Raw genomic sequence first — 12,649 nt, 5'->3', positions numbered from 1 at the left:
TTAAACGGAAATTTCCAAGTTCTGTCATGCGAATTCCAGCAAGCAATGCTTGCAAATGTTCACGGCTTGTCCCAGTTGTGGAGTGCCTGATCGCGACAGCTGCGGCGGGCTTGCGCGCAACCTAGCGTTCGGGTGCGTTCCGAGCTTTTTTGGACGCGCCTTTGGGGGCGAAATGGCAGCGTGGCACTATGTGATCGGGTCGAGCGACACGGGCCCGTGAGCGACAACATTTTGCTGGTGATGATCGCGCGGGACGAGCTTTCACCTGCTGGTTTGGCGGCAGGGACACGGGGAGCGGATCCCGGCCTGCGACATGGCCTAAATCAAAGCGGCCTCCGCCGCGCGACGCCAGGACCCGGACCGTCCGCCGACGTGCCGCCGCCAGTGCCCGGATATCCGCTTGCCCGGCCATGGCCCCGTTTTCTGGCGCGCATTTTCGACATGCTGCTGCTTTACATACCGGCTGCCTTGGTGGCCCGCCGCCCCCGATGCAGACCTTCGTCAAACCGGTGATAAGCTGGCAGACGACGTTCGAGGCCGCCTGGCACGTCGAGGATCCCGGGCGCGACAACATGCTCTTCGCGATCAGCGCGGACCAAGCAAGCGGCGGGCACGAGCAGGTCCCGGCAACGATGAACGAACGGCCATATGCCGAGGTGCTCGCCGAACTGCAGGCGAGGGCGAGATACGAGGCGAGCGCGGACTGGACGCCGGTTATGATCAACGGCCAAGGGGCGCCTGGCGATGAAGTCGCTCAAGGAACCGGACGCCACCGCCGAGATAACCATTGCGCTGCGCGGGCGAGACGCCTGGCGGATGGTTAGATTTCTGATGAAGGGCAAGAAGCGGGACGAGGCGATCGATACGCTGGAGACGGCCGTATTCGGGACCATCGAGTAGCGGGCGGCAGGGGCTGTCGCCTCGCCGCCGGGCGCGGCCGGCGGTCCATGCGCTTCGCACTCATGCCCAGATTTGTCGCTGAGATGAATTCCGATTTGCCGAAACATGGGTTACGTCTTGTGTGAACTTCTGCGCGGATTGCGCGTTTCGGCTTGTGTCGGCCGCACGTTCCGTCCCGCCCAGTCTCTTCGCTGAACCCGGATATTGCATGACCGCCGAACAGTCTCTCGCGTTTCTCGTCATCGGCGCCATGATGGTCTTCTTTATCTGGGGGCGGTTTCGATACGACGTGATCGCCTGTTCGGCGCTGATGCTGGCGGTCGCCGTCGGCATCGTGCCTTACGATCATGCCTTCGATGGTTTCAGCGACGACATCGTCATCATCGTCGGCAGCGCCCTGATCGTCAGCGCCGGGGTGGCGCGCTCGGGGATCGTCGACGCCGCCATCCAGCGGTTCCTGCCGAACATCTCATCGGTCCGGGCCCAGCTCGCACTGCTGGTCATCACGGTGACAGTGCTTTCCGCCTTCATCAAGAACATCGGGGCGCTGGCAATCATGCTGCCGGTCGCCTTCCAGTTTGCCCGGCGGTCGAATGTCCAGCCTTCGGTTTTCCTGATGCCGATGGCCTTCGGCTCGCTGATCGGTGGGCTGATGACCCAGGTCGGCACGTCGCCGAACATCGTCGTCTCACGCGTGCGCCAGGAGCTGACCGGCGAGAGCTTCACGATGTTCGACTTCACGCCCGTCGGCGCGACGCTGGCGCTGGTCGGCTGCATCTTCCTGCTCTTTGCCTACAAGCTGGTGCCGCAGCGCTCCAGCAGCCATGTCTCCGTCCATTCGGCGATCGAGATCACCGATTATACGTCCGAGGCGGTTGTTGCCGCCGGTTCGCCGGCGATCGGCAAGGCGCTCAGCAATCTGGTGAAACTGGGCGACGGCGGCGCTGTCGTCATCGCCATCTTTCGCCGCGGCCTGCATCTGGCGCCGCTTCCCGACGTTACCCTCGAAGCCGAGGACATCCTGATTTTTGAAGGCGGTCCGGGAGCGCTCGATCGCATCGTCTCGCAAGGCAAGCTGAAGATTGCCGGCGACCGCGCGCCGCATGGGCGGGAAAAGGCCGGGGACGAGATCGAGGCGATCGAAGCTGTCGTCGGCAGCGGTTCGCCGCTCGAGGGCATGTCGGCACAGCGCCTGGCGCTGTTCAACACCCACAACATCAACCTGCTCGCCGTCAGCCGCCAGGGCGAGAGGCTGAAGCAGCGACTCGGCAGCATTCGCTTGAGGGCAGGCGACATCATCGTGCTGCAGGGCGCGCGGCGCGAACTGACGCTCTTCCTGCAGGAGTTCGGCTGCCTGCCGCTGGCGCAGCGCGAGATCCTGCTTGGCACGACGCGAAAGGCACCGCTGCCGCTTCTGGTTCTGGCGGCCGCGATGGGCTCAACGGCAGTTGGACTTGTGCCGGTGCCGATCGCCTTTTTCGCGGCAGCCCTCGCCATGGTCGTCTTCCGCATCATCCCCTTGCGCGATTTTTATCGCTCGGTCGATGGGCCGATCCTGGTGATGCTGGCGGCGCTGATCCCGGTGAGCGATTCCTTGCGCACGACCGGGGGCACCGATGTCATTGCGGCCTGGCTCGGCACGGTTGCCGCAGGCCTGCCGCCGGCCGGCGCGCTGACGATCATCCTGCTCGCCGCCATGGCGGTGACGCCTTTCCTCAACAATGCCGCCACCGTGCTCGTTATGGCGCCAATCGCCGCGAGTTTCGCCGGCGCGCTCGGCTACAAGCCGGAAGCCTTCCTGATGGCAGTTGCCATCGGCGCCGGCTGCGATTTCCTCACCCCCATCGGCCACCAGTGCAACACGCTGGTCATGGGGCCGGGCGGCTACAAGTTCAGCGACTATCCGCGCCTCGGCCTTCCGCTGTCGGTGGTGATCGTGATCGTCAGCATCCCGACACTGATGCTGGTGTGGCCGCTGCGCTAGGTGTGGTGCGACTGGCGCCTCGCCGGCAGGGATGCTCGCATAAATAGCCGCTACCGTGTACAGGTAGACGCGCGGTAGCGCCCGCCGCAGATTTGCCTATCCGTGCAGGGAGAAGATGGCATGAGCCCCAAGCCCACCGGCCACGTCAGTGGCAATGACCTGATCCTGACGCGCACGTTTCATGCACCCATCGCCGACGTTTGGACGAGCGTGACAAAGTCCGAGAGCACCGCGCTCTGGTTCGGCCGCTGGGAAGGCGAAGCGGGGCCCGGCAAGACCGTGCGGCTGCAACTGCTCCATGAGAAAAGCCAGCCATGGACGGATGTCCTGATCGAGGAGTGCGCCGCGCCGCACCGCCTGGTCGTGGTGATGAAGGATGACGCCGGCGAGTGGCGCATCGCGTTGACGTTTACGCAGACGGGGGGCACGACGGAGCTGCGCCTGGTTCAACATTTGAGCGACCCGAAACTCGCAGGCGACGTCGGGCCGGGCTGGGAATATTACCTCGATATGCTGGTCGCCGCGCGCGCCGGCAAGGCTTTGCCGTCATTTTCGGACTATTATCCGGCGCAGAAAGCGCACTTTCTGGAAGGCGTCTAGCCCCTGGAGGTCGGCAGTCGGACGGGCGCGTTCGACACAATTTGCGGGCGCTGCAGCTTTGGGCCCCGCGTTCTTGTGTCGTAACGAGAGGGCGCGCCGCGGCGGGGTTGTCCGGTCGGCTGGCCCCCTCGCAACCGCACCTTCTCGCAGTTCGACACCGAGCGGAGCCTCGCTGCGCTACGCCAGAACGGTGACGAGAACCGCGCCCCAGAGCGCCAGCAGCACGTTGCCGATCGCGTAGCCGAGACCGTAGCCGAGTGTCGGGACCTTGCTTCCGGCCGCCTCCTGCACGGCGGCAAGCGCCGGGGCTGAGGTTCCGGCGCCACAGCAGGTGCCGGCGAGCACGCCTTCGTTCATGCCGAAGACCCAGCGGCCGAGCGCAAGTGCGGCCAGATGCGAGATCAGGCAGATCAGCAGGCTGGCGATGACCAGCGCCGGGCCGGACTGGACGAGGCCGGCGACAAAGCTCGGGCCGGCCGAGATTCCGACGCAGGCGATGAAGGCGCACAGCCCGACGCTGTCGAAGAACCAGAGGGTTGCCTCCGGCACGAAACCGAAGGTGCGCCGGACCGAGCGCAGCCAGCCGGCGCAAAGGCCCGCGATCAGCACGCCGACGGCGACGCCGAGGCCGATTTCGAGCGCGCCGAGTTTCAGGGCAGGGATGCCGATGAGGCCGCCGAGGAAGATGAAGACGCCGACAAAGACCATGTCGGTTGCGGTGGTCTCACGGTCGGCATAGCCGAGCAGCTTCGCCACCTCCTCGACATGGCGTCTGGCGCCGGCAATCGACATCACGTCGCCACGGCGGACGGTGAGGCCAGGAAAGATCGGGATCGGCTGGCCGGCGCGCAGGATGCCGCGCAGGAACACCGAGCGCGCTTCCGGCTGCTGCCTCAGCTGCCACAGGCGTTTTCCCGCAACCTCCTTGTTCGTCACCACGATATCGAGCACTTCAACCGGGATATCGAGCAGCGTGCGGTCGTCGATCTCGGTGCCGATCCGACTGGAATATTCGACGAGGAAGCCGCGAAGACCGGCAACGGCGATGATGTCTCCAGCCTGCAGGCGCTCCTTGGGCGTTGGGGTGATGATCTCCTCGCCCCGGCGGATCTGCTCGATATAGGCCTTCTGGTTTTCGGGAACGCGCGCTTCGGCTTCCGCGACCGTCAGCCCCACGAGGGCGTCGGCGATGACGAAGGCGCGCGCCTCGATTTCGCGCCGTGCGGTGTCGCCGCTCGTCTGCGGCGCGATCTTCAGTTCGGCTTCTAGCTCGGCGCAGGCCTCCTTGAGGCTGCGGCCAAACATCCGCGGCGCCAGTTGCGACTGGACGAGGATGGCGGTCACGACACCGACGAGATAGGCGACGGCAAAGCCGGTCGCCACGGCGGATTCGAACTGGCTCGCCGCTTCCGGCGTCGGTGCCGTCTTGCGGAAGGCGTCGATCGCCACGCCGACGGTCGCCGATTCCGTCGCGCCGCCGGCGAGCACCCCGGCTGCCGTTCCAAGATCGAAGCCGAAGAGCATCGACAGCACGATCGCAACGGCAAGCGCGACGACGCAGAGCGTGACGGTGACGGCGATCTGCGGCAGCGCGTCGGCGTTGAGGCTCTGGAAGAATTGCGGGCCGGTGCGGTAGCCGATGGCAAAGAGGAAGAGCAGGAAGAACGCCTGCTTGACGTCGTTGGAGAGCACAGCACCGGTCTGGCCGATCAGCACGCCCGCCAGCAGGCAGCCGGTGACGGCGCCGATGGTGACGCCGAAGATGGTGATCTTGCCGACCGCGTAGCCGATGCCGAGCGCGAGGAACAGGGCAAGCTCCGGATGCGCCCGCAGGATGCTGAACAGGTGGTCGATCACGCGGCGGTTCCTCCCGGTGCCAAGCCGAAGAAAGCCGCTTCAGCTGGATGATGCGCTGGTCGCTGAGCCGGCGGAAAGAAAGTCGCCAGCCGGAGATGCGGGGATGCTTGTCGGCCGAGGGAAACACTGGCCAGGCGTTGGGGAAGGGCGGCCGGCATGGCTGCCGGCCGCCCGATCGGCTAGCTGATCTTCAGGCCTTTGGCGGCCTGGTAGGTCTGGACGTAACCGCGCGCCACCGAGCGCACGGCGCGGCCGATCTGCGAATAGGCTTCGTCATTGAGGTTGGCGAAGGAGACGCGTGCCGACCAGCTCGGCGCATCGAAACCCGAGCCGTTGAGCAGCACGATGCCGTGGTCCTCGGCAAGCCGGAAGGGAATGTCGAGCGGGTGGATGTTGTCCTTCACCCAGGTGACGACATCCTCGCCGACATATTTGCGCAGCCAGAACTCGAAGTCGATGATACCGTAATAGTGGTCGAAATAGATGCCCGGATTGGACTCGACCCCCATGCCCTCGATCAGGTTCCAGAAGCGCTTGGTGCAGATGGCGATGCAGGCCTTCTGGTAAGCCTTCTCGACGTCCATCAGCTCGACCAGGCCGAAGAGCGTCATCATCACCTGCTGGGGCAGCGACAGGCCGGCGGTGTGGTTCAGGGCCACGTCGCGGCTGTCGGCGACGATGCGGTCGATGAACTTCACCTCGCGCGGCTTCGGCGTCATCGCCTTGTAGCGTTTTTCAAGGAGCTTCTGGATCGGTTCGCCATGGGCCTTGATCTTCTCGTCGAAGATGTTGTCCTCGGCGACGGCAATGACGCCGAGGCGCCAGCCGGTGCAGCCGAAGTACTTCGAATAGGAGTAGACGCCGATCGTGTTGCGCGGCAGATGCCCAAGCAGCGACTGGAAGCCCGGAACGAAGGTGCCGTAGACGTCGTCCGTCAGCACGATCAGGTCGGGGCGCTTCTTGTTGACGAGATCGACAAGGCGCTTGATCGAATCCGGATCCATCGCCACGGCGGACGGGTTGCCGGGGTTGACCAGGAACAACGCCTTCACCTTGGGGTTCTCCAGCGCCTTGATGTCTTCGTCGGTGAACTGGAACCGGTCCTCCTGCTCGGCGCTGACGTTGATGGTCTTGAGATCGTAGTCCTCCAGCTCCGGCATTTCGAGATAGGGCGTGAAGATCGGCGTTCCGAGCGCGATCGTGTCGCCGGCGTTAAGCAGGCGGGCGTTCTTCAGTGCCTTGAAGATGTAGCACATGGCGGCGGTGCCGCCTTCGACCGGGTAAAGGTCGAACTTTGCCTTCGGTCGGTGGCCGGCGCACATTGCCCACATCAGGTATTCGTGGGTGATGATCTCGTTGTGGTGCAGCGCCCGATCGGGAACCGGATAGTTGTCGCCGATGATCGAGTCCGTGAGCTCGTGCACGAAGGCGTCCGCATCGAAGCGGAAGGTGGTGATGGCGTAGTTGACGGCGTCGGAAAGCGTCTTTGCCGGCGGGATGCCTTCATCCTCTTCGTCCCAGTCGGCCGTGTTTTGCAGCAGCTTCTTCGTCCACTTTTCGAACCGCGCGTGGGCGCCGTCCTTCGGCGGCATGCCGGCCACGCCGGCCTTCGGGTCGTAATAGGCGCGCTTGGCTTCCGTCAGCGCAAACTGGCCGAGCAGGAAGAAGGCCTCGCGAGCGCGTGTCGCCGTCCAGTTCGGGTTGCCGCGGCCGGCATTGAGGAAAGCCTTGGCGGATTTCTGTGAGCTCGACTTGGCGAGCTTGATCAGTTCGTCCTTGATTTCGAACGGGCTGAGATCGGAAAGGCTGTCGTAGAAATTTCTGTCCAACATGGTCCACACTCCCTGTGATCTATGCATTTTGAACGATGGTCGGCTTCGCCCGTTCGCCTCAGGCGAGCATGATGACGATGACGAGGCCGAAGATGGTCAGCAGCGTGTTTCCGATGGCGTAGGGCATGCCGTAGCCGAGCGCCGGCACCTTGCTCTTGGCCGCCTCCTGGATCATGCCGAGCGCTGCCGTCGTCGTTCGCACACCGGCGCAGGCGCCAAACAGGATCGCCGGGTGGAACTTGAAGACATAGTGGCCGAGGAGCACCGAGGCGATCATCGGGATCGACGTGGCGACCACGCCCCAGATGAACAGCGAAATGCCGACCTCCTGCAGGCCCGCGACAAAGCCCGGGCCGGCGCCGATCCCGACGACGGCGATGAAGATGTTGAGGCCGAGCGTGTTCATCAGCCACAGCGCCGGTGACGGGATGCGGCCGAAGGCGGGGTAGGTGGTGCGCAGCCAGCCGAGCACGAGGCCGGCCAGAAGCGCGCCGCCGGAGGTCGAAAGGCCGATCGGGATACCGCCGATCGTGATCGTCAGCGCACCGATCATCGCGCCGATGAAAAGCCCCCAGCCGAGAAAGGCGATGTCGGTCGTCTCGACAGGCCGGTCGGCAAAGCCGAGCGCCTTGATCGCCGCTTCGACATGGCGTTTCGCGCCACCGATGGTGACGATGTCGCCGCGCTCGACCGTCGTCCCGGGCAGCACCGGGATCTCGACCAGCGAGCGGATGATCTTGCGGGCATAGACGCCGCGCGCCCAATCCATGGTGCTGACTTCCGCCAGCGTCTTGCCGGCGAGCGCCTTGCTGGTCACGTAGACATCGAGGACTTCGGCTTCCGCGTTGAGCAGCTCCTTGTCCTCGACCTCGAGCAGCTTGTTGTCGAGGTTTTCGACGAGCAGCGAACGCCGGCCCGAAAAGGCGACGACGTCGCCCGGCTGCAGCACGGTGTTGCCATCGGCCTCGATGATCTGGTCGCCGCGCCGCAGGCGCTCGACGAAGACGCGGATCCCGGGAAGGATGTCCTTGACCGGTTTTCCGGTGAGCCCGCTTGCCGCGTCGACGCGATAGGCGCGGAGGCCGAAGTCGTGATAGGCGCGGGTAATGCCGGGCTCGCTACTTTCGCTGCCACCGCCGAGCTTGGCCTCGTATTCGCGGCAGGCCGCCGGAAGGTCGATGCCGAGAAGCTTGGGACCGAGCTGGGCGAGGATGATCGCCGAGCCGATCGTGCCCCAGATATAGGTCACCGCATAGGCGATCGGGATCTGGTCGGCAAAGGTCTTGGCCTGCTCCGGCGTCAGCCCGAGCGAATTGATCTGGTCGGTCGCAACCCCGATTGCAGCCGAGATCGTCTGCGAGCCGGCATACATGCCGGCGCCATAGCCGAGCGGCAGCCCGGCAATCAGCGCGCAGAGATAGGGAACGACGAGGCACAGCACCAGCACGGAGAGCGCAAAGGCGATCTGTTTCGGTCCATCGGTGCTCAAGCCCCGCACGAATTGCGGCCCGACGCCGTAGCCGACGGCGAAGAGGAAAATCAAAAACAGGGTGGATTTCAGGTCGCCGGAAACCTGGATACCCAGCTGTCCGATGAGAACGCCCGCAAGCAGCGTGGCGGTGACATTTCCAAGGTTGAACCCCGCGACCTTGATCGGACCGATGAGGAAGCCGATGCCGAGGGCGAGGAAGACGGCGACAGGCGGATAGGTCCGAAGCGTGTCGACGAAGAAATCAATGGGATTCACTGATGCTATTCCCTTCAGAAAGTTGAGTTGCCGTCACTTCATTTCGGGATCTGCGCGGCTAAGTTGAGCTTGTTTCCGAGGCTTGTCGATGCCCAATCTTAATCCCGGCAATTGTCGCTTCGGTCGTCGAAATTCTCAACGGGCATAGGGTTACGTGAGCGTAACGTATGTTACATTTCAGCGTTTTTACTTGGGGTTGGGGATCGAGGCCGCCGCGATGTGTCGGTCGCATTCGATCGCAAGACCGCGGCACTGGCCCGGATCGCGATGGCACTTCAACTCTGGTGTTGTAATTCGTAACGTTATCTCCCAACGTGAGGCATGAGGCGTTTTCTCTTGGTTATGCTTGGAAAAGTTGCTGGGCACGGAACGGCGCGTCTTGCTGCTTGCGATAGGGGCGGCAGAACTTCGAGGGCTTGAGAAAAAAGCGGTGTCGTCTCCGCAAGGCGGCCGGTTCGTAAGGTGACGAGGAGGGGAAGCAATGATGGACGAGGTTATCCGAAGGCTCGGCGCACTTGGCGTTCAGCTCCCGACGCCGCCGAGGCCGCTCGGCGCCTACCGCGCGGTGATCGAGGCGGGTGAGATGCTTCATGTTTCGATGCAGGGGCCATTGCTGGACGGGCGCTTCGTGCATACGGGGCTGCTCGGGCGCGATGTGACCATCGACGAGGGGCGCAAGGCCGCAGAGTTGGCAGTGCTCAACGCGCTGGCGCAGATCCATGAGCATCTCGGCCGTTTCGAGCGTATTCGCCAGATCGTCCGGCTGGAGGGATATGTCGCCTGCACTGAGGATTTCCTGGAGCACCCGAAGGTACTCGACGGTGCTTCCGAGCTTCTGGCGGCCGCCTTTGGCGAAAGGGCCGGCCATGTTCGCTCCGTCTGCGGCGTGCGCAACCTGCCGGGCAACGCCTCTGTCGCGGTGACGCTGACGGCCGAACTCTTGCCGCCGGAGTTCTGAGGCAGCACGGCACGTCTTTTAGCGTGGTCGCTATCGCGGGCGTCGGATTGTGTCCGGCGCCCAATTTTCGACTTGCGCTACGTAATGTTATTTTATAACAAACCTCGCATGACGAAACGCCGCATGTTGATAGATCCCTCCCGCCTGTGTCGTGCGGTTGTCTCATCCGCCGATTCATGCGAGGAAGGCGTTGATGGTGCTGCGTCCGCGACAATGCGGAAGCGGCTGAAAAGGGAACACGGAACGGACGACCCTGATGGGGCCGAGACCGTGGCTGCCCCCGCAACTGTGAGCGGAAAGCGCATTCACACCATGTCACTGGTCGAAGACCGGGAAGACGTGGATGCGCCACGACCCGCGAGCCAGGAGACCTGCCATCGAACCGATCAACCACAACGGACGGGGTGTTCCGATGGAAAAGAACTGGCTTTCATACGACGGTTTTCCGTCCTCTTGCCGTTTCGCCATCTCTTGCCGTCAGTCCGGCGGAGGGCAGGAATGGCTGAGCCGAATTTCCGACAGCACAAGATAACGGTCTGCACCGATTGCCGCTTCACCGGCGGCCCATGCGTGCCCGGTGCCGAGCTGATCAAGCGGCTCAACCTGAGCATCGCAGCGCTCGGCGCACCGCTCGATCGCGACTTCTCGATCGCCGGCACGGTCTGCATGGCGGCCTGCACGCGGCCCTGCACCATCGCCTTCCAGGCGACGGGGAAGGCGACCTATCTCTTCGGCGACGTCTCGCCGGAAGAGGACATCGACGATCTCGTGCGCTTTGCCACAACCTATGCCGAGCGTGGCGATGGCATGACGCGGGCGGCGGAACGGCCGCGCGGGCTGAAAGGCAAGACGCTTGCCCGCATTCCCGCGGCGATGCTCGTCTCCGAAGATCTCGGCGGGCACTTCCAATGAGGTCGCGCAGAGGAACGAACCCATGAGCTGCAACGCAACGGGTGCAGCCCTCACGGTCGAGGGCCTTCGCTGGGGGCCGCGTTCGGGCCTGACGCTGGTCAACGACATCGGCTTTGCGATCGCGGCCGGCAGCCGGCTTGCGATCCTCGGGCCGAATGGCGCCGGCAAGACCTCGCTTCTGCGCTGCCTCTACCGGGCGGTGCAGCCGAATGCCGGCCGTGTTTCGGTCGATGGCGTCGATCTCTGGTCGATCTCGGCGCGCGAGGCGGCAAGGACAATCGCCGTCGTCTTGCAGGAGATGCCCGGCGATTTTCCCTTCAGCGTGCGCGACGTCGTGATGATGGGACGCATTCCGCGGCGGGAGGGCTTGAGCGGCTGGAACGATTTCGACCGCGAGCGGGTGCAGCATGCGCTCGCGCATCTCGATCTCGCCCATCTTGCCGGCCGCCAGTTCGCCACACTTTCGGGCGGTGAGAAGCAGCGGGTGCTGATCGCCCGCGCGCTGGCACAGGAACCGCGCATCATCATCCTCGACGAGCCGACGAACCATCTCGACATCCGCCACCAGCTCGAAATCCTCGAGCTCTTGCAGACGCTGAAGCTGACGATCGTCTCGACGCTGCACGACATCAATCTCGCCGCCGAGTTTGCGACAGATGTCGCGATCTTGACCGCCGGGCGGCTGACGGCCTTCGGCCCGCCCGAAGAGGTGCTCAGCCCCGGCGAGCTTTCGGCCGCCTTCGGCGTCACCGCCACCGTTCACAATGCCGCTGCCGGCGGCGCCCGCTTTTCCTTTTCACTTCCTCGACAGGGATCGATTTCATGAAGATCAATATTGCCCCATTTTCCCTTCTTTTCGTGCTTGCCGCCGCCACGCCGGCGCTCGCCTATCCGGTCACCGTCAAGAGCTGCAACCGCGAGGTGACCTTCGACGCGGCGCCGAAGCGGGCGATCGCCAACGACGTCAACCTGGTGGAGATGATGCTGGCGCTGAGGCTCCAGGACCGCATGGTCGGCTATACCGGCGTTTCCGGCTGGAAGACGCTGGACGAGAAGCTGCGCGAAGGCGTCAAGGAACTGCCGGAGCTTTCGGAGAAATATCCGACCAAGGAAGTGCTGCTCAACGCCGATGCCGATTTCCTCTTTGCCGGCTGGAACTACGGCATGAAGGTCGGCGGCGAGGTCACGCCCGAGACATTGGCGCCCTTCAAGATCGGCGTCTACGAGCTGACCGAATCCTGCATCCACGTGATGGCCAAGCAGAAGCCTGATATGAACGACATGTTCGTCGATCTTCTCAATCTCGGCCGCATCTTCGGCGTCGAGGATCGCGCCGAGACGCTGGTTGACGGCTATCGCCGCCAGCTTGCCGAGATCACCAAGGCGAACGCCGGCAAGGCTAACCCGACGCGGGTCTTCGTCTATGATTCCGGCGAAGAGAAGCCGTTTACTTCCGGCCGCTTCGGCATTCCGACGGCGATGATCGAGGCCGCCGGCGGCGCCAACATCATGGACGACGTGGAAAAGAGCTGGGTGGAAATCTCCTGGGAACCGGTGATCGAGCGCAACCCGGAAGTGGTGGTCATCGTCAACTACGGCGAGGTGAAGGCCGAGGACAAGATCGCCTTCATGAAGAACAATGCAGCCTTCAAGAATGTCGATGCCGTCAAGAACGATCGCTTCGTCGTGCTCGATTATGTCGAAGCGACGCCAGGCCCGCGCAACATCGACGCCATTGCCAGGCTTGCCAAGGCCTTTCAGGGCGAGGGCCTGTAAGCGATGCTGGCTGAGGATGCGTCGCCTGGTCCCGTCGCCGTTTCACGCCTAGCGCCGGCACGGGCGCTGAAGGCGGGTGCCGG

Annotated in this window: 10 protein-coding genes and 1 riboswitch; of the genes, 7 read left to right on the top strand and 3 right to left on the bottom strand. The window is 63.9% G+C overall.

What is annotated here, in order from left to right; all coding sequences use genetic code 11:
- The first annotated feature begins 744 nt into the window (after positions 1 to 744).
- From AC3WVQ_RS09645 to AC3WVQ_RS09635, 3 genes are all read left to right on the top strand, one after another.
- Entirely contained in the window at positions 745 to 900 is a 156-nt protein-coding gene (locus AC3WVQ_RS09645) for a hypothetical protein (protein ID WP_156400733.1), read from the top strand.
- Positions 901 to 1,108: 208 nt separating this feature from the next.
- Positions 1,109 to 2,884, top strand: a complete 1,776-nt coding sequence (locus tag AC3WVQ_RS09640) for an SLC13 family permease (RefSeq protein ID WP_090294054.1) — start codon at positions 1,109 to 1,111, stop codon at positions 2,882 to 2,884.
- Between the two features lie 120 nt (positions 2,885 to 3,004).
- The gene (locus tag AC3WVQ_RS09635; RefSeq protein WP_060584836.1) at positions 3,005 to 3,484 is read left to right on the top strand and encodes an SRPBCC family protein; all 480 of its coding nucleotides are present in this window, start codon (positions 3,005 to 3,007) and stop codon (positions 3,482 to 3,484) included.
- A 177-nt stretch (positions 3,485 to 3,661) separates the two neighbouring features.
- Here the strand turns inward: AC3WVQ_RS09635 and AC3WVQ_RS09630 are convergent, their stop codons facing one another.
- From AC3WVQ_RS09630 to aspT, 3 genes are all read right to left on the bottom strand, one after another.
- Positions 3,662 to 5,341 carry an aspartate:alanine exchanger family transporter gene (locus AC3WVQ_RS09630; RefSeq protein ID WP_110818626.1) on the bottom strand — a complete coding sequence of 560 codons (1,680 nt, stop codon included), beginning with the start codon at positions 5,339 to 5,341 and terminating at the stop codon, positions 3,662 to 3,664.
- A 179-nt stretch (positions 5,342 to 5,520) separates the two neighbouring features.
- The gene (locus tag AC3WVQ_RS09625; RefSeq protein ID WP_051659121.1) at positions 5,521 to 7,173 is read right to left on the bottom strand and encodes a bifunctional aspartate transaminase/aspartate 4-decarboxylase; all 1,653 of its coding nucleotides are present in this window, start codon (positions 7,171 to 7,173) and stop codon (positions 5,521 to 5,523) included.
- Between the two features lie 58 nt (positions 7,174 to 7,231).
- Positions 7,232 to 8,920 (bottom strand): aspartate-alanine antiporter, encoded by a 1,689-nt coding sequence (gene aspT / locus AC3WVQ_RS09620; protein WP_226020693.1) that lies wholly within the window; start codon positions 8,918 to 8,920, stop codon positions 7,232 to 7,234.
- 481 nt (positions 8,921 to 9,401) lie between these two features.
- Here aspT and AC3WVQ_RS09615 point away from each other — a divergent pair, with 481 nt between their 5' ends.
- From AC3WVQ_RS09615 to AC3WVQ_RS09600, 4 genes are all read left to right on the top strand, one after another.
- Complete coding sequence (locus AC3WVQ_RS09615) at positions 9,402 to 9,878, top strand: RidA family protein (protein ID WP_210207566.1); 477 nt, start codon at positions 9,402 to 9,404, stop codon at positions 9,876 to 9,878.
- Positions 9,879 to 10,055: 177 nt separating this feature from the next.
- A riboswitch (cobalamin riboswitch) is annotated at positions 10,056 to 10,271 on the top strand.
- 105 nt (positions 10,272 to 10,376) lie between these two features.
- On the top strand, positions 10,377 to 10,790 hold the full coding sequence (locus AC3WVQ_RS09610) for a DUF1636 family protein (RefSeq protein ID WP_034788085.1): 414 nt from the start codon (positions 10,377 to 10,379) through the stop codon (positions 10,788 to 10,790).
- A 22-nt stretch (positions 10,791 to 10,812) separates the two neighbouring features.
- Positions 10,813 to 11,616 carry an ABC transporter ATP-binding protein gene (locus tag AC3WVQ_RS09605; RefSeq protein WP_110818625.1) on the top strand — a complete coding sequence of 268 codons (804 nt, stop codon included), beginning with the start codon at positions 10,813 to 10,815 and terminating at the stop codon, positions 11,614 to 11,616.
- Positions 11,613 to 12,566, top strand: a complete 954-nt coding sequence (locus tag AC3WVQ_RS09600; protein WP_034788092.1) for an ABC transporter substrate-binding protein — start codon at positions 11,613 to 11,615, stop codon at positions 12,564 to 12,566. Before AC3WVQ_RS09605 ends, AC3WVQ_RS09600 begins: the two co-directional genes overlap by 4 nt.
- Positions 12,567 to 12,649 lie beyond the last annotated feature (83 nt).

It is taken from the genome of Ensifer sp. EB106-05-01-XG146 (assembly GCF_058791875.1).
Note: the sequence above shows the minus strand (reverse complement) of the source record. Positions and strands in the feature narration are given on the sequence as shown.

Excerpts from the sequence above, each read along its gene's own strand:
- AC3WVQ_RS09640 (WP_090294054.1), top strand. The coding sequence starts at position 1,109 with ATGACCGCCGAACAGTCTCTCGCGTTTCTCGTCATCGGCGCCATGATG.
- AC3WVQ_RS09600 (WP_034788092.1), top strand. The coding sequence starts at position 11,613 with ATGAAGATCAATATTGCCCCATTTTCCCTTCTTTTCGTGCTTGCCGCC.
- AC3WVQ_RS09635 (WP_060584836.1), top strand. The coding sequence starts at position 3,005 with ATGAGCCCCAAGCCCACCGGCCACGTCAGTGGCAATGACCTGATCCTG.
- AC3WVQ_RS09605 (WP_110818625.1), top strand. The coding sequence starts at position 10,813 with ATGAGCTGCAACGCAACGGGTGCAGCCCTCACGGTCGAGGGCCTTCGC.
- AC3WVQ_RS09645 (WP_156400733.1), top strand. The coding sequence starts at position 745 with ATGAAGTCGCTCAAGGAACCGGACGCCACCGCCGAGATAACCATTGCG.
- AC3WVQ_RS09610 (WP_034788085.1), top strand. The coding sequence starts at position 10,377 with ATGGCTGAGCCGAATTTCCGACAGCACAAGATAACGGTCTGCACCGAT.
- AC3WVQ_RS09625 (WP_051659121.1), bottom strand. The coding sequence starts at position 7,173 with ATGTTGGACAGAAATTTCTACGACAGCCTTTCCGATCTCAGCCCGTTC.
- AC3WVQ_RS09615 (WP_210207566.1), top strand. The coding sequence starts at position 9,402 with ATGATGGACGAGGTTATCCGAAGGCTCGGCGCACTTGGCGTTCAGCTC.